This is a genomic window from Arcobacter venerupis, from assembly GCF_013201665.1.
In the GTDB taxonomy this organism is placed as follows: Bacteria; Campylobacterota; Campylobacteria; order Campylobacterales; family Arcobacteraceae; genus Aliarcobacter; species Aliarcobacter venerupis.
The window spans coordinates 2,799,510-2,821,923 of the sequence record NZ_CP053840.1 but is presented as its reverse complement, the minus strand read 5'-3'; the positions used below and the strand labels follow the sequence as shown (position 1 = coordinate 2,821,923).

22 protein-coding genes are annotated in these 22,414 nt (G+C 26.9%); 20 read left to right on the top strand and 2 right to left on the bottom strand.

Features of this window, described 5'->3' with window-relative positions; genetic code table 11:
* Nucleotides 1-12: 12 nt before the first annotated feature.
* From dapB to mnmL, 3 genes are read left to right on the top strand one after another with little or no spacing between them, the layout of a single operon-like run.
* The gene (dapB, locus tag AVENP_RS13995; protein WP_128359994.1) at nt 13-786 is read left to right on the top strand and encodes a 4-hydroxy-tetrahydrodipicolinate reductase; all 774 of its coding nucleotides are present in this window, start codon (nt 13-15) and stop codon (nt 784-786) included.
* A 12-nt stretch (nt 787-798) separates the two neighbouring features.
* The gene (purF, locus tag AVENP_RS13990) at nt 799-2,145 is read left to right on the top strand and encodes an amidophosphoribosyltransferase (protein WP_128359993.1); all 1,347 of its coding nucleotides are present in this window, start codon (nt 799-801) and stop codon (nt 2,143-2,145) included.
* Nucleotide 2,146: 1 nt separating this feature from the next.
* Nucleotides 2,147-3,109, top strand: coding sequence for a tRNA modification radical SAM protein MnmL/YtqA (mnmL, locus tag AVENP_RS13985; RefSeq protein WP_128359992.1), 963 nt, complete (start codon nt 2,147-2,149; stop codon nt 3,107-3,109).
* A 32-nt stretch (nt 3,110-3,141) separates the two neighbouring features.
* Here mnmL and AVENP_RS13980 read toward each other — a convergent pair whose 3' ends face one another.
* Nucleotides 3,142-4,665, bottom strand: coding sequence for a bifunctional GNAT family N-acetyltransferase/carbon-nitrogen hydrolase family protein (locus AVENP_RS13980; RefSeq protein WP_128359991.1), 1,524 nt, complete (start codon nt 4,663-4,665; stop codon nt 3,142-3,144).
* Nucleotides 4,666-4,740: 75 nt separating this feature from the next.
* The gene (locus AVENP_RS13975; protein WP_128359990.1) at nt 4,741-5,637 is read right to left on the bottom strand and encodes a LysR family transcriptional regulator; all 897 of its coding nucleotides are present in this window, start codon (nt 5,635-5,637) and stop codon (nt 4,741-4,743) included.
* Between the two features lie 116 nt (nt 5,638-5,753).
* On the opposite strand from AVENP_RS13975, the gene AVENP_RS13970 reads away from it, so the two are divergent.
* The 17 genes from AVENP_RS13970 to AVENP_RS13890 all read left to right on the top strand — a co-directional run bounded on the left by AVENP_RS13970 (nt 5,754) and on the right by AVENP_RS13890 (nt 22,404).
* A complete protein-coding gene (locus AVENP_RS13970) occupies nt 5,754-7,808 on the top strand; it encodes an ATP-dependent helicase (RefSeq protein WP_128359989.1) in 2,055 nt (684 codons plus the stop codon).
* An 11-nt stretch (nt 7,809-7,819) separates the two neighbouring features.
* Nucleotides 7,820-8,671: a tRNA pseudouridine(55) synthase TruB gene (gene truB, locus AVENP_RS13965; RefSeq protein ID WP_128359988.1), complete on the top strand. Its 852-nt coding sequence runs from the start codon at nt 7,820-7,822 to the stop codon at nt 8,669-8,671.
* Between the two features lie 5 nt (nt 8,672-8,676).
* Nucleotides 8,677-9,441: a 4-(cytidine 5'-diphospho)-2-C-methyl-D-erythritol kinase gene (locus AVENP_RS13960; protein ID WP_128360078.1), complete on the top strand. Its 765-nt coding sequence runs from the start codon at nt 8,677-8,679 to the stop codon at nt 9,439-9,441.
* Entirely contained in the window at nt 9,431-9,907 is a 477-nt protein-coding gene (smpB, locus tag AVENP_RS13955) for an SsrA-binding protein SmpB (RefSeq protein ID WP_128359987.1), read from the top strand. The genes AVENP_RS13960 and smpB overlap by 11 nt, the downstream gene beginning before the upstream one ends.
* A 163-nt stretch (nt 9,908-10,070) precedes the next feature.
* Entirely contained in the window at nt 10,071-11,537 is a 1,467-nt protein-coding gene (gene ccoN / locus AVENP_RS13950) for a cytochrome-c oxidase, cbb3-type subunit I (RefSeq protein WP_172664325.1), read from the top strand.
* Nucleotides 11,538-11,551: 14 nt separating this feature from the next.
* Nucleotides 11,552-12,235 (top strand): cytochrome-c oxidase, cbb3-type subunit II, encoded by a 684-nt coding sequence (gene ccoO, locus AVENP_RS13945; protein WP_128360382.1) that lies wholly within the window; start codon nt 11,552-11,554, stop codon nt 12,233-12,235.
* Between the two features lie 8 nt (nt 12,236-12,243).
* The gene (locus tag AVENP_RS13940; protein ID WP_128360422.1) at nt 12,244-12,468 is read left to right on the top strand and encodes a CcoQ/FixQ family Cbb3-type cytochrome c oxidase assembly chaperone; all 225 of its coding nucleotides are present in this window, start codon (nt 12,244-12,246) and stop codon (nt 12,466-12,468) included.
* A gap of 1 nt (nt 12,469) precedes the next feature.
* Complete coding sequence (locus AVENP_RS13935; RefSeq protein WP_128360386.1) at nt 12,470-13,360, top strand: c-type cytochrome; 891 nt, start codon at nt 12,470-12,472, stop codon at nt 13,358-13,360.
* Between the two features lies 1 nt (nt 13,361).
* Nucleotides 13,362-13,604, top strand: a complete 243-nt coding sequence (locus AVENP_RS13930; protein ID WP_128360385.1) for a DUF4006 family protein — start codon at nt 13,362-13,364, stop codon at nt 13,602-13,604.
* Between the two features lie 102 nt (nt 13,605-13,706).
* Nucleotides 13,707-14,336 carry a hypothetical protein gene (locus tag AVENP_RS13925; protein WP_128359985.1) on the top strand — a complete coding sequence of 210 codons (630 nt, stop codon included), beginning with the start codon at nt 13,707-13,709 and terminating at the stop codon, nt 14,334-14,336.
* A 4-nt stretch (nt 14,337-14,340) separates the two neighbouring features.
* Nucleotides 14,341-14,898: a hypothetical protein gene (locus tag AVENP_RS13920; RefSeq protein WP_128359984.1), complete on the top strand. Its 558-nt coding sequence runs from the start codon at nt 14,341-14,343 to the stop codon at nt 14,896-14,898.
* Complete coding sequence (locus AVENP_RS13915; protein ID WP_128359983.1) at nt 14,888-17,257, top strand: PD-(D/E)XK nuclease family protein; 2,370 nt, start codon at nt 14,888-14,890, stop codon at nt 17,255-17,257. The genes AVENP_RS13920 and AVENP_RS13915 overlap by 11 nt, the downstream gene beginning before the upstream one ends.
* Nucleotides 17,258-17,341: 84 nt before the next feature.
* The gene (locus tag AVENP_RS13910; RefSeq protein WP_172664324.1) at nt 17,342-17,776 is read left to right on the top strand and encodes a MarR family winged helix-turn-helix transcriptional regulator; all 435 of its coding nucleotides are present in this window, start codon (nt 17,342-17,344) and stop codon (nt 17,774-17,776) included.
* Nucleotides 17,776-19,206 carry a TolC family protein gene (locus tag AVENP_RS13905; protein ID WP_172664323.1) on the top strand — a complete coding sequence of 477 codons (1,431 nt, stop codon included), beginning with the start codon at nt 17,776-17,778 and terminating at the stop codon, nt 19,204-19,206. The genes AVENP_RS13910 and AVENP_RS13905 overlap by 1 nt, the downstream gene beginning before the upstream one ends.
* Complete coding sequence (locus AVENP_RS13900) at nt 19,193-21,307, top strand: FUSC family protein (protein WP_128359980.1); 2,115 nt, start codon at nt 19,193-19,195, stop codon at nt 21,305-21,307. Before AVENP_RS13905 ends, AVENP_RS13900 begins: the two co-directional genes overlap by 14 nt.
* 5 nt (nt 21,308-21,312) lie before the next feature.
* On the top strand, nt 21,313-21,513 hold the full coding sequence (locus tag AVENP_RS13895; RefSeq protein WP_128359979.1) for a DUF1656 domain-containing protein: 201 nt from the start codon (nt 21,313-21,315) through the stop codon (nt 21,511-21,513).
* A gap of 12 nt (nt 21,514-21,525) precedes the next feature.
* Entirely contained in the window at nt 21,526-22,404 is an 879-nt protein-coding gene (locus AVENP_RS13890; protein WP_128359978.1) for an HlyD family secretion protein, read from the top strand.
* The last annotated feature ends 10 nt before the right edge of the window (nt 22,405-22,414 follow it).

The window sequence follows — 22,414 nt, the reverse complement described above, 5'->3', positions numbered from 1 at the left end:
GGAAGTTTTTAAATGATTAAAATAGGTATTTTAGGTAGTACAGGAAGGGTAGGTTCACTTTTAATTGATGATTTAACAAATGATAGTCAAGCAAGAGTATCAGCAGTATATGTAAAAGATAAATTAGTTAAAAATTTACCTGCTGATACAATTGTAACAAATGATATGAAAGTATTATTCGATTCATCAGATGTAATTATTGATTTTAGTGCACCAGCTGCAACTGAAGCACTTCTAACTGAAGTTGTAGAAAATGGAGCAAATAAACCGCTTGTTATTGCAACTACTGGATTTAGTAAGCATCAGCAAAATTTATTGTTTGAAGCTAGTAAAATCGTACCTATTTTATATGCAACAAACATGAGTCTTGGAGTTGCTGTTTTAAATAAATTAGTAGCACTTGCCTCTAAAACTTTAAGAGATTTTGATATTGAAATTGTTGAGCAACATCATAGAAATAAAGTAGATTCCCCATCTGGAACAGCGTTAACACTTGCAGAACATGCTGCAAGTGCAAGAGATTTAGATTTAGATGATGTACGAATTTCTGGACGGGATGGGAATATTGGAGCTAGAACTAAAGATGAAATTGCAGTAATGGCTTTAAGAGGTGGAGATATTGTAGGTCGTCATACGGTTGGATTATACAATGATGGCGAATTTTTGGAATTAAATCATACTGCAACTGCTAGAAATACTTTTTCAAAAGGTGCAATTAAAGTTGCAAAATGGATTATTGGAAAAGAAGCTAAACTATACTCAATCAATGACGCTTTAGGTCTATAAGGAAAATTAAATATGTGCGCAATAGTTGGAATTTACGGGAATAATAATGCTGCAAGACTGGCCTCAGTTGCTTTGTTTGCAATGCAACACAGAGGTCAAGAAGCTACAGGTATCTCATCATCATGTGATGGAAAAATCTATACAAAAAAAGACAGAGGTTTAGTTTCAGAAGTATTTACTGATGATGCACTAAAATATCTAAAAGGAAATATGGCAATAGGTCATAATAGATATTCAACAGCTGGTGGAGACTCGATTTTAGATGCACAACCTGTTTATGCTAAATATAAACTCGGTGAAATCTCTATCGTTCATAATGGAAATTTAATTAATAAAGATGAAGTTAGACAAGATTTAATTGATAAAGGTGCTATTTTCCAAACAGGGATGGATACTGAAAATTTAATTCATCTAATTGCAAAAAATACAAAAGATAGATTAAGAGATAGAATTAAAGAAGCATTAACAAAAACTATTGGTGCATACTGTTTTATTGTTCAAAGTAGGGCAAAACAGTTTGTTATTAGAGATAGATATGGAATTAGACCACTATCACTTGGAAAATTGAAAAGTGGTGGATATATAGTTGCCAGTGAAACTTGTGCTTTTGATTTAGTTGATGCTGAATTTTTAAGAGATATAAGACCTGGAGAAATGTTGATTTTTAGTGAAAATCAAGAGCCTGAATCAATACAACTATTTGAACCAGAGTATAGACCATGTGCCTTTGAATATGTTTATTTTGCTAGACCTGATTCTGTAATTGATGGTAAAAGTGTATATAGAGCAAGAGAAGACATGGGAAAAGTTTTAGCAAAAAATGATGAAAATTCTCATATAAAAGTTGATATGGTTATTCCTGTACCAGATTCTGGAGTTCCAGCAGCCCTTGGTTATGCTGCTCAAAGCGGTATACCTTTTGAATTGGGAATTATTAGAAATCATTATATTGGAAGAACATTTATTGAACCAACTCAAGAGATGAGAGATTTAAAAGTAAAAATGAAATTAAGTCCTATGAAATCTCTAATTGCTGGAAAATCTCTATTAGTTATCGATGATTCGATTGTAAGAGGAACTACTTCAAAAAGAATTGTAAAAATATTAAAAGAAGCAGGTGCTAAAGAAGTACACTTTAGAGTTGCAAGTCCAGAAATCAAATTCCCATGTTATTATGGAATAGATACACCTCATAAAGAAGAGTTAATCTCTAATAATATGAGTAAAGAAGAAGTTTGTAAATATATTGAAGCAGATAGTTTAGAATATCTATCAGTTGAAGATTTAGTAAATGCTATTGGAAATGATAGAAATTATGCCCTAGAGAGTTTTGATGGGGACTATTTCGTAAAAGAGTAGAATGAGTGAATTAAAAAATGTATTAACTATCGGAAGATATTTAAAAAATAAGTTTGGTGAAAAAGTTTATAAAGTTCCTATCTCAATATCTGGTTTTACTTGTCCAAATATTGATGGAACTGTGGCAAAAGGAGGATGTTCATTTTGTGAAAATGACTCCTTTTCTCCTAATCTGCAAGAGAAAAAAACTAAGTTTAAACTAAATCCTAGAATTAATGAAAATCCATATTTAGACAATCAATTAAAACAATTAGAAATGCAGTTTACTGCAACAAAAAAAAGATTAGAAAATAAATTTGGAACTAAAAAATTTTTGGTTTATTTTCAATCTTTTACAAATACTTATGCCCCTTTTGCAACGCTAAAAGCCTTATATGAAAAAGCATTAAGTTTTGATAATGTAGTTGGTTTAAGTATTGGAACGAGAACAGATTGTGTTACAGATGAAATACTAGATTATTTAGTTGATTTATCAAAAAATAAAGAGATATGGATAGAGTTTGGTATTCAATCTTTTTATGATGAAACATTAATCAATATAAATCGTGGGGACAACGCTTCTAATATGAGATATTGGATTAATAGAAGTAAAGAAAAAGGATTAAATGTTTGCGGACATTTGATTTATGGTTTACCAAATGAAACACAAGAAATGATGCTTGAAACATTTAGACAAACAGTTGAGTTAAAGGTAGATTCTATCAAATTTCATCCTTTATATGTTGTGAAAAATACACTTTTAACAAATGAATTTAAAAAAGGTAGATTTACTCCGATTAGTGAAGAACTTTATATTGATACAGTTGTTAAGTCAATTAAAGATTTACCTGAAAATATTTCTATTCAAAGAATAACTGCTGGAATTAATGACAGTACACTTTTATCACCTGATTGGTGTAGAGATAAACATACCCAAATGAAAAATATCAGATTGGCTTTAGAAAAAGAGGGATTAAATTACTAAAAACTAAGAATTAGAGTTTTAAAACTCTAATCTTAACTTTTTAATTCTACTTCATAAATATCAGTTCTTCTATCTTTTAAATTAGTTACACTTCCTAAATTATGAAGTTCTTTTAACAATTCTAAATCAACATCAGCCACTAAAATCATTTCAGTATTTGGAGTTGATTCTGCTTTTATTCCATTTGGTGGAAACGCAAAATCACAAGGGGTAAATACAGCTGATTGAGCGTATTGAATATCCATATTGGCAACTTTAGGAAGATTACCTACGCATCCTGCAATTGCAACATAACATTCATTTTCAACAGCTCTAGCTTGGGCACAAATTTTTACTCTTGAATATCCATTTTGTGTATCAGTTAAAAAGGGTATAAATAAAATATCCATTCCCTCTTTTGCTAATATTCTTCCTAACTCAGGGAATTCACTATCATAACAAATTAAAACACCAATTTTTCCACAATCTGTATCAAATGTTTTTATACTATTTGAACCTTTTAATCCCCAAACTTTTTTCTCATCAGGAGTTACATGTATTTTTGCATATTTCTCAACTGAACCATCTCTTTTACATACAAAACCAACATTATATAAGTTACCATTAACTAACTCAGGCATGCTTCCCGTAATAATATTAATATTATAAGCAATAGCAAGTCTTGAAAACTCTTCTTTGAATTTTGGTGTGAATTTAGCTAATTTTCTTATTGCTTCAGCTTCTCCTAAATGATTAAAAGCAGCCATAAGTGGAGCATTAAAAAACTCTGGGAATAAAGCAAAATCACTTCTATAATTCGACACAGCATCAACAAAATATTCCGCTTGTTCTAGAACTTCTTCAATATTTTTATATGGTCTTACTTGCCATTGAATAAGTCCTAATCTGATAACAGTTTTTTGATGCATAGGTTTTATAGATGGTTTTGTATAGTAGATATTATCCCATGCTAATAAAGAAGCATATTCACAACTTTCTATATCACCTTCAAGGTAGTTTTTCAAAACCCTTTTTACATAAAAATCATTTGAAAGTTGAAAGTTTAATACAGGATCATAAATTTCTCTTTCTCTAACTTTTGAAATATACTCTTTTGGTGTTAAACTTTCAGAATATTTTTTATAATTTGGAAGTCTTCCCCCAAAAATAATTCCTTTTAAATTTAACTCTTCACAAAGCTCTTGTCTAAATTCATAAAGTCTTCGTCCTAATCGTAATCCTCTATATTTTTTACTAACAAAAACATCAACTCCATAAAGAGTGTCTCCATTGTTATCGTGGGTGTTAAAAGTGTAGTTTCCAGTGATTTCTTTGTAGGTGTGAGAATCATCAAATTTATTATAATCTACAACAATACTAAGTGCAAAACCTGCTAATTCACCATCTATTTTAATGGCAACTTGACCTTTGGGAAATTTTTTTAATAATGTTGAATATTCTTCCATTGACCAACTTGAATCTTCTAAATCTTTGTATTCGTCATTCATTAATGAAACTATGTTTTGGTGGTCTTCTATTTGAAGATATGTAAGTTCTATTTTATCTATTGAATCCATTTTTTACCTTTTTTAAAAATTTGATTAAAAGAGAGATTTATTGATAAAATGTATTAGGGCTTTTTTACCCTAATATTATTTCATTTTAAGTAGATAGTCTACAACATTTTCTATAAATGCATCATGCTTTCTATCTTTTCTATATGCTATATATAATTTTCTTAACATTTTTTGATTATTAATTCTTGATTCAAATAAAGCCCCAGATTTTAAAAGTGAATCTATTGCATTTCTTGAAACAATAGAAACAGTTGGTGTTTGATTTTTATCTGAATGTAAAACTGTTTGCACTATTGTTGTTGCTGATGTAACTTCACTTGTAACATTAAAAGTATCACAATCAGGGAAATTTGCTTTTTCAAGATTTTCTTTAAATAATAATCTAGTATTTGATTCAGGATTTCTACATACCCATTTATAAGATAATAAATCCTCTGCTTTAGCCTTTGCTGGTAATTTTTGGTTAGAAAAAATTACAATTTCATCTTCCATCCATTCCCTATAAACTATATCATCATTTGGAACATAATTTTCAACTAAAGCTATGTCTATTTTTTTATCTAATAAATCTTCTATTGCTTCATGCGAAACAGAAACATTTATTGAAACATCATTGTGAATATTCTCTTTTAAATTATTTAAAAATCTAGGTAATATATAATTTCCTATTATAAAAGATGCTCCAAATACAAAGGTTACATTTTTATTCATAATTTTTAATAACTCTTTTTCACCATTTGCAACACATTTTTCAATCTTTAAAGCAATAGCGTGAAGCATTTGTCCTTCTTTGGTAAGTCTAATACCATTCTTTTTTCGGTCAACTACTTGAACATCTAAATAATCTTCAATAAATTTCATTTGTTGTGTAACAGCAGGTTGCGAAATGCCAAGTTTTGCTGAAGCTTTTGAAAAAGATTTTTCTCTTACAACTGTAAGAAAAGTTTCTAATTTTGCAAAATCAGTAAGCATCATAACCTCCATAAAATAAATTATGATTATGATAACATTTATTTATATATAGAATAATTAAGAGCAATAATGAATTTATTTAATATATGATATAATAATCTAATATTGGAGAAAAAATGTCTGAAAATTTATTATTATCATTAAATGAATCGCAGAAAACAGCTGCACAACATATCGATGGCCCAATGCTTATACTTGCTGGTGCTGGTTCTGGTAAAACTAAAACTATCACAACTAGACTTGCATTTTTAATATCAATAGGTATTGATCCTAGGTCAATTTTAACTCTTACTTTTACAAATAAAGCAGCAAGTGAAATGAGAGAAAGAGCTTTTAGTATGCTTGATTCTTCAATGATAAATACTCCACCTTTATTATGTACTTTCCATAAATTTGGACTTTTATTTTTAAAATTTCATATGAGTGAATTAAATAGAAAGAATAATTTCATAATAATTGATACAGATGATAAAAAAAGAATAATAAAATCTATTGATAAAGATATTACAACATCATTATTAGTAGCAGAAATTTCAAAATATAAAAATTCACTCTTAACTCCAAGTGAAGCAAAAAGTGCAGCTCAATTAAAACTCTATCAACAAATCGCAGAAATTTATGAAAAATATGAAGCATATTTAGAAAAAAATAATCTTGTAGATTTTGATGATTTATTATTACTTCCATATAGAATATTAAGTAAAAATGAAAAACTTGCAAATGAAATAAGTCAAAAATATCAGTATATAATGGTAGATGAGTACCAAGATACAAATGAGTTACAATATAGACTTTTAAGACTTTTATGTTCAAGTCATAATAATCTTTGTGTTGTTGGTGATGATGATCAATCAATTTATGGATGGCGTGGTGCAACTATAAAAAATATTCTTAATTTCTCAGAACATTTTGAAGATACAAATGTTGTTAAACTTGAAGAAAATTATAGATCAACAGATACTATTTTAAATCATGCGAATCAATTGATTGAACACAATAGAGATAGACTTGGGAAAAGACTTATTGGAACAAGACAAAAAGGTGATTCAATCAGAGTTTATGAATCACAAGATGAAAATGAAGAAACAAGAAAAATAATAGAAGATATTAAACAATTAATTGATGAGGGAACTAGTCCTAAAAATATTGCAATATTATTTAGAGTAAATGCCCTATCAAGATCTTTAGAAGAGGGTTTTAACAAAGCAGGTTTAAACTATAAATTAGTTGGAGGAATGAAATTTTACGAAAGAACTGAAATTAAAGATTTAATTGCATATTTTAGAATTCTTACAAATGCTAATGATAACTTTTCAATCAAAAGAGTTATAAATAAACCAAAACGTGGAATAGGTAAAACAACAATTGATAAACTTGAGGCAAAGTCAATTGAAAGCGGTAAATCAATTTTTGATTTAATACAACAATTAGATTCAGAAGAGATAAGCTCAATTGTAGGTAAAAAAAATGCAAGAACTCTAAAGGTATTTGAAGCTTCTATTTTAGATTTAAAAGAGTTATTAGAAGAGTCAAAAATGAAATTTTTTGACACTTTTGAAGAAACATTTGATTATAGAGCATCATATGATAATCTTCCAGATGGATTTGAACGACAAGCTAATATTGATGAGTTTTATGGATATATTAGAGATTATTTTATTCAAAATCCACACTTAGATTTAAAAGATTTTTTAAATGAAATTGCACTTGAGAGTGAAAAAGATGAATATAATGGAGAAGCTGTTTCAATGATGAGTATTCATGCTTCTAAAGGTTTAGAGTTTAAAAAACTTTTTATTATTGGCTTTGAAGAAGGATTTTTCCCAATTGTTGGTGATGGAAGTGATTTGGAAGAAGAAAGAAGATTAGGTTATGTGGCAATTACAAGAGCTATGGATAATCTAACTTTATCATTTGTTCATTCAAGATTTTATAAAGGGAAAAGAACCACATTAATAAAAAGTAGGTTTTTAAGTGAAAGTGGACTTATAAAAGGATGCTTAACTATTGAAAAACAATCAGGTTTTAGAAAAGGTGATTTAGTGCAACATAAGATTTTTGGAATGGGAAGAGTTATTAAATCTACAAATGCTGGAAAAGATTATAAATTAACAATAAATTTTGGCGGAACACATAGAGATATTTTATCTTCATTTGTTCAAAAAGCATAAACGGAAAAATTTTGCAAAAGAGATTTTATAATAAAGAATCAATTAATAAATTGATAGTCGTGAATAAGCCTTTGTTTATGAGTTCAAATTTTTATCTAACAAAAATTAAAAAGAAATATAAAAATAAAAAAGCTGGATTTAGTGGAACTTTAGACCCTTTTGCAAAAGGGTGTTTAATAGTTGCCTTTGGTCAATATTCTAAACTTTTTAAATATTTGAAAAAAACTCCAAAAACATATAAAGCAGTTGTTTGGTTAGGCGCTCAATCTGAATCTTTTGATATTGAAAAAGTTATAAGTGTAGATTTAGTTGATAAAATCAATGTTGAAAATATTAAATTAGAATTAAATTCATTAATTGGTGATTTAGAATATATTCCACCTAAATTCTCTGCAAAAAAAGTTGATGGAATGAGAGCTTATGATTTAGCAAGACAAGGTCTTGATGTTGAATTAAATAAATGTAATATGCATATTTATGATACAAAGTTTATTTCGTATATACATCCATTTATTACAATTGAAACAACAGTGAGCGAAGGTTCTTATATTAGATCTTTTGCACAAATATTATTAGAAAAATTAGGAACAGTTGGAACTCTTTCTTATCTAGAAAGAATAAATGAAGGTGCATTCTTTTATGATAATGAAAAAGATTTAGATCCTCTTGATTATATTGATTTACCAATAAATAAATATTTTGGTACAAGTGAATGGCTAAACACAGGTAAAAAAATTTCTATAGATTATTTAGAAATAAAAGAAAATGGGAAATATCTAATTATTACAGATAAATTTTTTAGTATTATAGAAATAGAAGATGGTGATGTAAAATATTTATTAAATAAGGTTCTAAAAGCATGAATGAAATGAGTGAGAAATCTTACGCTAAAGTGAATATTTTTCTAAAAATTTCAAAAAAAAGAGATGAGTATCATGAACTTGTATCTAGGTTTGTTAGAGTACATAGTTTGTATGATACTATCTCGTTTATTAAATCTAGCAGGAAAGCATTTTGTATTATAGGAAATTTTGGTTGCAAAATGGAGACAAACACTGTATATAAAGCATACAAATTAATAGAAAATTTTGAAGGTGTTGAAGAGTTTTTTAAAAATTATAGTGTGATAATTGACAAAAATATTCCAGAGTTTGCAGGTCTTGGTGGTGGAAGTTCAAATGCAGCTACATTTTTACTTATGGCAAATAAATATTGCAATCTAAATTTATCAAAAGATGAATTATGTTATATAGCAGTTAAAATTGGGGCAGATGTCCCTTTCTTTGTTTATGAATACGATAGTGCTAATGTAACTGGTATTGGAGAAATTGTTGAAAAATTTGAAGAAGAAATATTAGATATACAAACAATAACTCCTAAAATCAAGTGTAATACAGGTGAAATTTTTAAAGTTTTTAGAGAAAAATTTTATAAACAGATTTCAAAAGAAGAATCAGATAGATTATTTAAAATGAAATCAACAGAAATTTTAAGTAATTTTGATATAAAAGAAGCTAATGACTTATATGAACCAGCAATAAGTGTATATTCACAATTAGAAGAATATGCAAAAGAAAATTGGTTTTTTAGTGGAAGTGGAAGTTCATTTTTTAAGGTAACTCATGTCAAATAAAAAAGATACAAAAAAAAATTTAGTTTTTAAAAATAGAAAAGCATTCCATGATTTTACAATTATGGATACATTAGAAGCAGGAATCATGCTTGAAGGTAGTGAAGTAAAAGCTATTCGTGAAGGAAGAATTAATTTAAAAGATTCATTTGTTAGAATAATAAAAGGCGAAGTATTTATTTTAAACATGCATATTTCACATTTAAGTACAACTCATACAACTTATAGACCAGATGAAAGAAAAGATAGAAAATTACTTTTACATTCAAAACAAATTGCAAAATTATTTTCAAAAGTTACAAAAGATGGAATAACTTTAATTGCTACAAAATTATATTTTAATGATAAAAATATGATAAAGGTTGAAGTAGCAACGGCTCAAGGTAAAAAGTTACATGATAAAAGAGAAGATATGAAAGCTAAAACGATGCAAAGAGAAACTCAGCAGATATTAAAAGGCATCAAATAAGATAAAAAGTCTCTTGTTTTATAAGTTAAAATTATAATAAAAATACATTTTATTTGTTAATTATTCGTTAATTCTTTTGTTAATTTTAAGTTTCTCTTGGCTATGATTACCGCAATGAGTGACATTTTTGTGACTTGTATATAAAATTAGTAGGAGGAGATTGATGCAAAACGGTGCACAAATTGAGTACGATTACTCAGTTGCAAAAGCGTTTACATTTGCAACAATTTTGTTTGGTATCATAGGTATGACAGTTGGTGTTATACTTGCGTTTCAATTGGCGTTTCCACAGTTAAATCATTTAGCTGGAGAATATGGTACATTCAGTAGATTAAGACCTTTACACACTAACGGTGTTGCTTTTGGTTTTGCTCTAAGTGGTATTTTTGCAGGATGGTATTATATTTCACAAAGGGTATTAAAAGTTTCATTAAAAGAGTCACCTTTTTTAATGGCAATTGCTAAATTACACTTTGCGTTATATTTTATTACAATTCTTTTAGCAGTTGTTACACTTTTTATGGGTATTACAACTTCAAAAGAATATGCTGAGTTAGAATGGCCCTTAGATATCTTAGTTGTTGTTTGGTGGGTTTTATGGGGTATTTCAATTTTTGGATTAATTGGAATTAGAAGAGAAAGAACTCTTTATATTTCTTTATGGTATTTTATTGCTACATTTATCGCAGTTGCAATGTTATATTTATTTAATAATATGGAAGTTCCAACAGCTTTAGTATCTGGTTATGGTTCATGGATTCACTCTGTTTCTATGTATTCAGGTACAAATGATGCCTTAGTTCAATGGTGGTATGGACACAATGCTGTTGCATTCGTTTTTACAACTCCAATTATTGCTTTAATTTATTACTTTTTACCAAAAGAATCTGGTCAGAATGTTTATTCTTATAAACTTTCTATTTTAGCATTCTGGGGATTATTATTTGTTTATTTATGGGCTGGTGGACACCACCTTATTTATTCAACTGTTCCAGACTGGATGCAAACAATGGGTTCTGTTATGTCAGTTGTTTTAATTTTACCATCATGGGGATCAGCTATTAATATGCTTTTAACAATGAAGGGTGAGTGGCAACAATTACAAACAAATACACTAATTAAATTTATGGTATTAGCTTCAACTTTCTATATGTTATCAACTATTGAAGGACCAATTCAAGCTATTAAATCTGTAAATGCTATCGCACACTTTACTGACTGGATTCCAGGACATGTACATGATGGTGTTTTAGGATGGGTTGTATTTATGATTATGGCAGCACTATTCCATATGGTTCCAAGAATGTATAAAAGAGAGATTTACTCTAAATCATTAATGGATACACAATTCTGGTTACAAACTACAGGTATTGTTTTATACTTTACTTCTATGTGGATTGCAGGTATTACACAAGGTATGATGTGGAGAGCTTATGATGAATATGGTTCTTTAGTATATTCATTTATTGATACAGTAACTGTATTACATCCATACTATACAATTAGAGCAGTTGGTGGGTTATTATACCTAATTGGATTCTTTATGTTCTCATATAATATTTATAAAACTATTAGATGTGGAAGAGTACTTGATAAAGAACCAGTAAATGCTACACCAGTAGCTGCGTAAGAAAAGGAGAAATTATGTTTCATTGGTTTGAACAAAGACCGTTTTTCTTTGCGGTACTAGTATTTTTATTCGTTGCATTTGCGGGTATTGTTGAAGTTATTCCAGATTTTGCAAAACAAAGTAGACCAACTGTTGGTACAAAACCATACAGTGTATTAGAATTAGCAGGTAGACAAGTTTATATAAAAGATTCTTGTAATGCTTGTCACTCACAATTAATTAGACCATTTAAATCAGAGACTGATAGATATGGGATGTATTCATTAAGTGGTGAGTATGCATATGATAGACCATTCTTATGGGGATCAAAAAGAACAGGTCCAGATTTAATGAGAGTTGGAAATTATAGAACTACAGATTGGCATGAAAACCATATGTATGAACCATCAGCTGTTGTTCCTGGAAGTATTATGCCAGCATATAAACATCAATTTACAAATAAAGCTGATTTAGATACAGCATATGCAGAAGCATATACAGTAAAAACAGTGTTTGCAACACCATATGATCAAGATTTAAATGGTGATGGGAAAATTGATGTAGAGTTAGGTGATTATGCTACAGCAATTGCAAAAGCAAAAGAAGATGCAAAAGCTATTGCTGCTGATATGAAAAATGAAGCTATAAAAGATGCTGTTGCAAACGGTCAAATTCCTGAAATAGTTGCATTAATTGCATATTTAAATTCTTTAAAATAGAGGTTGTTATGGATTATGAAACACTTTTAACATTACAAGGGTATGCTAAATTCTTTTTGATTTTAGTAATATTTATTATTTTTTACTCTTATGCTTATTCAATATATAAAAGGGATAAAACAGGAGAGAGAGATTATGAAAAATATTCAAAACTTGTACATGATGATTCAAGTGTTTCAGTTCCTCTTGAAGAAAGAAAAAATGATAAAGATATAGATAATAAGGAGAAATAAGATGAAATCTATGGTTATAGGTGGAATAATTCTTATCATCGCTTTATTAGCAGGAACTTACTTTGTAGCAGGTGATGCTTTTAATGGTGATGATTATATTAACAGCTTAACAATGCTGGGTGCAGTAGCTATTATTACAATTACTGTATTTGTTGCATTAAAATATGTTAATCAAATGAAAAATGATACAGCAAGTGGTGAATTAGCAGAAGAGAAATGGGATGGGATTGGTGAATATAAAAACCAAGTTCCAACTGGTTGGGCATTAGCATTTATAGGAACAATAATTTGGATGTTCTGGTATTTTACTGTTGGTTATCCAATAAATGGATTTTCACAAGTTGGTCAATGGAATGAAGAGACATTAGAATATAATGCAAAATTTGAGAAGAAATGGGAAAACCCATCAGATGAGACTTTAAAAGCTATGGGTCAATCAACTTTCTTAGTACAATGTGCACCTTGTCATGGTGTAGATGCTGAGGGAATTGATGGTAAAGCTCATAACTTAACAAAAAGAATGTCAAAAGAGCAAGTTGTTTATGTTATTAAAAATGGTGCGAATAACTTAAAAACAGTATATCCAGCTGGAATGCCTCCAATGATGTTAACAGAAGATGCAGATATAAATGCAGTTGCTGATTATGTTGCTGGTGGATTTAAAGGTGAACAACCTGCTTCATTTGCTACTTGTGCTGGTTGTCATGGTGATGATGGAAAAGGTATGGAGTTTGTAGCTCCAAATATCAGAGCTTATGATGATGCTTTAGTAACAGCTGTACTAAAAAATGGTAAAAAAGGTGCTATTGGATCAATGCCAAGTTTTGATGGTAGATTAAATGAGACACAAGAGAAAGCATTAGCTACATACTTAAGAAGTATAGGAGAGTAAGATGGCTGGAAATACACAAATGAATGAGAATGAGAGAGGGACTTTTAAACTAAATGGTATTACAGGTATGTTAGTAGCAGTTGTATTGTTATTAACAATATTAGGTGTATTAACATTTAATGGGATAAAAGTACAACAAAATGAGGCTAGTAATTTTTATAAAATCAATCAAGATTTGAATGGTTTAAAAATGAATAGTTCAGATAATTATAAACAGTATCAACTTGTTGGTTCTGGTAAATAAGGGGTAAGATATGGAAAAAATTATTGGTATTTTACTTGTTGTATCAGCTGTAATGACTGTATATTATGGATTCTTTGATTCAGCAAAAGTGTTTGTTGGTTAATGAAAAGATATAATTTTATAAAAGTAGGAGTGATTTTTTCACTTCTATTTTTTTTCTGCCAAAACTTAAGCGCTCAGAATTTTATCTTAAATGATGATAAATTAATAGATAATAGAGCGATAGAAAAAATAAATCAAATAGGTGATGAAACTAAATCTAAATTAGGTGTTAATATATACATATATGCAAAATCTACTTTAGGATTAGCTGAACATATTAGTACAAAAGATAAAATTGATTTTATCAAAAATAATGAAACTAAAATAGTAGAAACTCTTGAAAAACCTTATGTACTATTAAGTATTTCTGTTGAAGAAACACATGTTAATTTATTATTTAGTGATGAACTAAAAGGCATTATAAATAAAAATGATATTTTAGATGGTTATGTTGTGCCTTTATTAGCTTCAAATGATAAAAATACACTTTTTGCAAAAGTTAGTGCAGCTTCTTTAAACGGATATGCAGCAATTGCAGATACAATAGCTGAATCAAAAAAAGTTAAATTAGAAAGTAGTATTGGAAATGCTGGTAAGGTATCAAGTACAATTTGGCGAGTTTTTATGTATTCAGTAGTTGTTTTAGGATTATTAGCTTACACATACGCTATATTAAGAAAGAGAAAGTAGAATAATGAAAAGAAATTATTGGCCTTTATTTTTTATAGGAATTTTCGGTTTCGTATTTTCTATGATTGTTTGGACAGTTAAAAGTGCAGTTTCTGTACCTGTTATTGAAGATAAAAGTTTTATGAAAAAGTATCAAGAAGTTGATGAAAATTATAATGACATGATGACTTCAAATGATGTATTTTTGGCTAAATATGACTTTGAAATAGATATAAATGATAAAAAACTTGATTTAACAACTTCAGATATTAAATTTTCCCAAAGGGTTATTGAAAAATATTCTGAACATAAAAACATTTTAAAAATAGGTCAAAATACACTAAAAGTAATTGTTATTGATAAAATTACGAAAGAGAAAAAAGATATAACTATAGAGCTTGAAGTTTCTAAAACTATTTCTGCTAATTCTGATTTGATCTTGCAAAATGAACAGTTTCATAATAATGATAAAGTATTTACTTCTTTATTTGAAATTAAAGATGAAACAAATTGGATTATAACAGGTAGCTTCAAAGTTGATGAAAATACAGGTTATATCTATATAAAAACAAATGCAATTTAAAAAAAAACTTCTAATCTTCCCTACATCAAGGGCGATTAGAAGTTTTATTACTACACAAAAAAGTACAAATACTCTTTTACCTTTTATACTTACAATAGATGAATTTTTTAAAAAATCAATAGTTTTTGATAATATGAAATATTGCGAAGAAGAGCAAAGAGTTCTTTTTTTAAATGAAGCTATTAAAGATATAAATATTGAGAAATTAGGAATTTCAAATAATTTTACAAAATTTTTAAAACAAAGTGATTACATATATAGATTCTTTTTAGAATTAGCAAGTGAAAAAATAGAGATAAGTGATATTCAAAATGTTGATACCTACGATTTTTATTTTGAACATTTACAAATTCTTCAAATGATAAAAAAGAATTACATAGAGATATTAGAAAAAAATTCTTATGTTGATAGAATAAATATGGAAAAACACTATAGAATTAATGAAAGTTTTTTAAAGAAATTTGAAAATGCAGAGTTACATTTCGAAGGATATTTCACAAAAGTTGAGTTTGACATAGTTGAAAAAATATCAAAAGTAGTTAATTTAAACATAAATTTTTATTCAAATACATATAATCAAAAATCTCTTGAAGTTTTTAATAGTTTAAATTTTGATATAAAACTAGATTATAAATATAAAATTGATTTAACAAATAAACTTATTTTAGAAGAAGAAAAGATTATAAATAATTTAGCATTTGTAGAATTAAAAGGTTTTTCTTCAAGACTTAATCAAATTGCATATATTAAAAGTATTATTACAAAATCAGTACAAAATGGAGTAAATCCTTCAAATATTGCTTTAGTATTGCCAGATGAGAATTTTGCCGTTAGCTTGCAACTATTTGATAATGAAGGATATTTTAATTACGCAATGGGTAAAAGTATTAAAAATGCAAACTTATATCAAATTGCATATTCAATATTTTCATATTTAAATGAAGATGAAATAAAACATCTTGAATTTTTGAAGTTTTTTAGAATTGATAAGTTATTCATTGACAAAAATATTAGAACTATTTGGAATAAAAAAGCCACTAAAGAGAATTTTCTAGTTATTTCTGAGTTTATAAAATCTTTTGAAAAAAATGGTGATTTACTTGAAAAATATGATGAATTACTCTATAAGCTAAATATTATATTATTTTCAACTAATCATAATATTTTATTAAAAGATGTTTATAAAATATTTTTACAAAGACTTAATTCAATTACTTTAGATGATGTAAACTCAGGGAAAGTAACAGTTTTAGGACTTCTTGAAACAAGAGCAGTATCTTTTGAAACAGTTATAATTTGTGATTTTAATGAATCTTTTATTCCAAAAATTTCTGTTAAAGATAAGTTTTTATCAACAAAATTAAAACAACTCTCTCAGCTTCCAACACAAACAGATAGAGAATCTTTACAAAAATATTATTATAAAAGATTGATTGGCTCATCAAAAAATGTATTTATATCATATGTTAATTCAGATACAAATCAAATATCAAGATTTGCAAATGAACTATTTAATACTCATATTAAAACGGATACCAATGATAATATGTATAAACATATTCTTTATAATAATCATAAAATCAATCATTTTGAAGAGGAAATAATAGCTAAGATTGATTTATCAAAAATTACTTGGTCTGCAACATCATTACGAACTTATTTACAGTGTAAAAGAAAATTTTATTTACAAAATATTTTAAAAATAAGAGAACACACTGTTTCTTTAAAACCTAAAGCTTATGAATTAGGTGAAATTATTCACTCAATTTTAGAAGATTATTATACTGCTAATGAAAATTCAAATGAACTCTCTTTTGAAAAAATTGAAGATTTATTTAATAAGTATAAAAGTACAAATCCATTTTTGATTTTAGATTTAGAAATATGGAAAAAGAAACTTTATGATTTTTATTTATATGAAAAAGATAGATTAAAAAATAGAAAAATAATTGCTTTAGAAAAAACTTTTGAATGTGAATTTGAGGGAATAAAAATCAGAGGTGTTATTGATAGAATTGATATGAATGGCGATACTTATGAAGTTATAGATTATAAAACTTCTAGTTCATTGAGTGTTGATACTTTGAAAAATTATGAAAAAACAGATGATTTTCAATTAGAATTTTATTATCTTGCAATGAGTGAACTTTATAAAACACAAAGAATTGAAGCTTATTATTATGATTTAAATAATACTTCACTTATTTGTGAAATTGCATTGGATAAAAAACTTGAGTTATTATGTGAAAAGTTTAACGAATTAAAAGAAAGTTCAAAAAATGAAATTTCATTTTCAAAATGCAATGATAAATCTAATTGTACTTATTGTGCATATTCAATAATATGCGATAGAGAATAATTTTTTTTCTAAATATACTTAACATGTTAATAATATATTAATTAATGATATGATACATTCAAAAAAATGAAAAAAGGTTTTCAAATGAATTATACATTAGAAGAGTATCTTGGAATAAAAGTTGCAAAAGTTAGAAATAGTATAAAAAGTGAGATGGAAATTGCACTTTTACCATATGAAATAACAACAACTCAATTTGTTGTATTATTAAAATTATGTGAAAAAGATAAAATGACTCAAAAAGATTTAGCAATTGAGACAAATCACAAACAATCTGCTTTAACACTTATTCTTGATAAACTTGAATCAAAAAAATTAATAATTAGACAAGCAAAAGAAAATGACCGTAGAGCATATTTAATAGCAATAACAAAAGAGGGTATTGAACTAGAAAATAAATTAATAATAATTGCAAAAGAGCTAGAAAAAAGAATTTTAGATGGAATTTCTGAGACTCAGAAAAAAGAGTTTTTATATATTTTAGATAAAATTTATTACAATTTAAACAAAGATAAATGATGCAGATAAAGAGTTTTATTTATATCATTTTTTGCAGTTTTATTTTAATAGCTTGTGTTCCTAAAATTAATAAAATAGAAAAAAATGATGAGTCAAAGATATCGGATGAATTAAAAATAATCAAAGAATATAAGAGTAAAGATGAATTAACTATTAAATGGTGGGAATCTTTTCAAGACTTACAACTAAATTTAATTATAACAAAAGCTTTAGAAGAATCAAATTCATTAAAAAGTATAAAACAAAGATATGAAAAAGCAAATGCAATAATTAAATCAGTTGAATCAGAGAATTTACCTAATATCTCTTTTGAATCAGATGTAACAAGACAGAGATTTAGTGAAAACCATATATTTCCAGCTCCTCTTGGTGGTGGCGAATTCACAACTTATCATGTAGGAACAACACTTGATTATAAATTTGATTTTTGGGATGAACGGAAATCAAAAATTAAATCTGTAAAGAATAGAGCTTATGCCCAATTGGCATTTATTGAACAAAGTAAATTAGATTTATCTTTAGCTATAACGCAACTTTATTTATCATGGAATTTTAATGAAAAAAAAGTAGAGATTTTAGAAGAGATTGCAAAAATATTAGATAATGAATCAAAATTGTTAAAAGAAAAATACGATATCGGATTAGCTGATGAAGTTTCATTAAATAACAAAAAAGCTCAAATTTCTCAAATAAAATATAATATATATTCTATTGAAGAGATAATCAAAGGCCAAAAAGCAAGTATTTGTATTTTGGGTGGATTTTTACCATCATTTGCCCAAAACTTGAAAAAACCAAATGTAAATAGTTCAACTAATCTATCAATTCCTAAAGATATTAATTTAAATTTATTATCAAATAGAGCTGATGTTATAATTCAGAAATATATAGTTTTAAGTAATGATGAAAATATTAATGTAGCAGCTACAAAGTTTTATCCAAATATTAATTTGTCAGGAGTATTAGGATTTACTTCTTTCTTATCAAATGATTTTTTATCAAAAGCTTCAAGTGTACCATCTGTTGGATTTGCAGTTGATTTACCAATTTTTGACTGGGGGAAAAGAGCAGCTAATTTAGATGAAAAAGTAGTTGAATATAATAGTTCAATCTATGAGTATAATGATATTGTTAATAAAGCAGTAAATGAAGTTATAGGTGTATTAAATAAAATAGAATATAAAAATTTGCAGATAAGAATGCATAATGAAGAGCAAAAATCTGTTGAATTAAATGAAAAAATTGCAAATAAAAGATTTCAGATAGGATTAAATGACAAAATTTTTTATTTTGATTCAAAAATTAATAGTTTAATGATTCATATTGTAGAAATGGAATTATTAGAGAGTCATTCAAAACTAGAGTTAGAATTAATAAAATCAATTGGTGGTGGTTTTAAAGAAGAGAATTTAAAAAATGTCAAAGGTTAAATTTGGCATTTTAAAACTTGCTTTGCAAGAGTGGATAAATAGTGATTTAACAATTATTGTTTATGTTGTTAAATTGACTATTTCTGCATTGATTGCAATGAGTGTATCTATGTTTCTAAATCTTTCAAGTCCACAAACTTCTGTATTTACTGTTTTTATAGTAATGCAAATGTATAGTGGAATGGTTTTTTCAAAAAGTTTTTATAGATTTTTAGGTACAACTATAGGATTTATTATCTCTTTAGTTTTAACTTCTGCCTTTTCTCAAGATAGAGTTTGGTTTATGGGGTTTTTTACTATTTGGATAGCAATTTGTGCAGCAGCAGGATTTAAATATAGAAACTTTATCTCTTATGGATTTGTTCTCTCTGGTTATACTGTTGCCTTAATTGTTTTACCAAATATTCATAACCCTTTAAGTGTTTACGGCTTTGCAATTGAAAGATTTTCAGAAGTTGTAGTTGGTTTATTAAGTGCTAGTGTAATAAGTGAAGTTGTGTTTCCAAAAAAATTATCAGATACACTATTTGCAAGTGAAAAACAAAGATATAAAAATATTTTTTTATCGATTTTAGATACAAATAATATTTTTAGTAAAGAAAATAGTACTTCAAATTTTTCAAAAAATATTTTAGGTTCAGATGCTCTTAGAGTAAATAGTATATTTGAAAGTAATATAAATAAAAAAGATAAGATGTATTATCAAAGATTAAATTCTGAATTTATGCATTTATCCGTTACTTTTCACTCTTTAAAAAATATCATAAATAGTATTTCCAATAATGAAAAAATAGAGAAAAATGTAATTTTATCATTGCAAGAGATTTATGAACCAATAAAAACTTTTTTGGAAAAATATTCTGATAGTTTATTTGAACATAATGTTGAAAATATAGTAAGTGAACTTGAAACAACAAAAATAAAAATAAAAGAGAGAATAGTTTTAAAAAAAGAAAAATTCAAAGATTTAGATTTTGATTTACAAAATGATTTTAATTCATCATCCTTTTTAGTAGTACGATTTTTTGATGAATTTTCACAATATACAAAAACATATATATCATTTTTGAATAGTAAGTTAAGAAATGAAGAAGCTGAAGTAGTTACTCAATCATTAAAATTTTCAACTTATACTGATAATTTACTTGTACTTTTAGCCTCATTTAGAGCAGTAGTTGTTTTAATAGTTATGACAATATTTTGGATAATTACAGCTTGGGGTTATGCTCCTTTTGCGATTATCTCAGCTGTTGCAACCACTCTTATGTTTAGTTCTAATCCAAATCCAATAGATGCAAGTAAAAGTTTTTTAAAAGGTTCAATTTTATCTTTTTTTGTAGCGGGAATTTATAATTTTTATTTAATACCAACTTATGTTAGTGATATACCAACTTTTTGTTTTGTAATGGCACCTGTTTTTGCAATAGCTGCATGGCTTGGAACTTCACCTCAAAGAGGATTATTTGCATTTGGATTTATTTTTATTATTATTACTGTTTGTTCGATGAATTTATATTATAGTATGGATTATATTACTTATTTTGAAACAAGTATTGCTTCTTTGATAGGAATTATAGTTGCTGGTGTTGCTTATGAACTTGTAAATTCTTGGTCTGAATCTTGGACAAAAAGAAGAGTATCAAATCTTTTAGTAAATAGAATAATAAAATTAATCAATGAGAAGAAGGATTTAAGAAGAGTAGTTTTAGAAAGTCGTGGTTTAGATTTGATTCAACATTTTTCAACTCAAGGAAGATTAAATCCTCAATCAAATATTTTAATCTTTCAATGGTTACTTTCAAGTATTGAAATAGCTAGGGCAATCATAGATATAAAAAATTTATTAAAAGAGTTTAAAAAAGACAATCAACCAAAATTTGTTTATGAAATTTTAAATTCAATTAAAGATTATTTTTCTTTAAAAGATGAAAAGAAAAAAGAAAAAATCTTTTTTAAGATTAGAGAAGAGTTTATAGAATTAGAAAAAAATAGAGTATATAAATCAGCTATTGAACAAAAAATTATGCAAAATATTTTAGTTGAGATTTCTTTGATTTATACTCTTATGTTAAATAAAATATCACTACCCTCAAAAGGATAAATAAGATGAATTTAGTTGTTACATTGTTAGGAAATGAAATACCAACAATGGTAGTAATTTTTATAATAGTAGGTATTGTTCAAATTTTGATAAATAGAATTTTAGCTGATCTTGGAGTTTATAATTATGTTTGGCATCCAGGATTGTTTAGAACAGCACTTTTTGTAGCACTTTTTGCTGCTACATCACTTTTGATTTATAAATAAGGAAATATAATAATGAATAAAAATAGTAAATTAATTAAATTTATTAAATTTGTAATTACGTTTTTTATAGTTGTAATTGCAATTTTTTTAGCACTAAAACTTTGGCATAACTATATGAATAATCCATGGACAAGAGATGGACGTATTCGTGCAGATACAATTATGATTTCTCCTGATGTTAGTGGTTTAGTTGAAAAAGTTTATGTAAAAGACAATCAACTTGTAAAAAAAGGTGAGTTGATTTTTCAAATTGATAAAAAAAGATTTTTAGAAGATGTTGCAAAATATGCAACACTTTTTGAAATCCAAAAATCTGAATATCAAATGAAGAAAAAACAGTTTGATAGAAGATTTAAAGTAAATAATGATGTTATTTCAAAAGAAGAACATGAAACTGCTACCTATCAATTAGAAATTGCAAAAGCAAATTATGATAAAGCTTTAGTTGAATTAAATATTGCAAAATTAAATTTAGAGCGTTCAAGTGTAAAAGCTAGTGAAGATGGTTGGGTTACGAATTTAGTTTTAAAAAATGGAGATTATATAAATAAAGGTGAAAATAGTCTAGCTCTAATTATTAATAATTCTTTTTGGATTTATGGATATTTCGAAGAACATAAAATCCCTCTTATAAAAGAGGGTGATATTGCAAATATTCAGCCTCTTGGAACAGATTTTATTATAAAAGGTCATGTGGAAAGTATTGCAAATGGAATAACGGATAGGGATAATGATTTTGGAAAAAGACTTTTAGCAAATGTAAATCCATCTTTTACTTGGGTGAGGTTAGCTCAGAGAATTCCAGTAAGAATTCATATTGATGAAGTTCCAGAGGGGTTTATATTAAGAGCTGGTGTGACTTGTACTATCAAAATAATACAAAATAAATAGTGATAACATC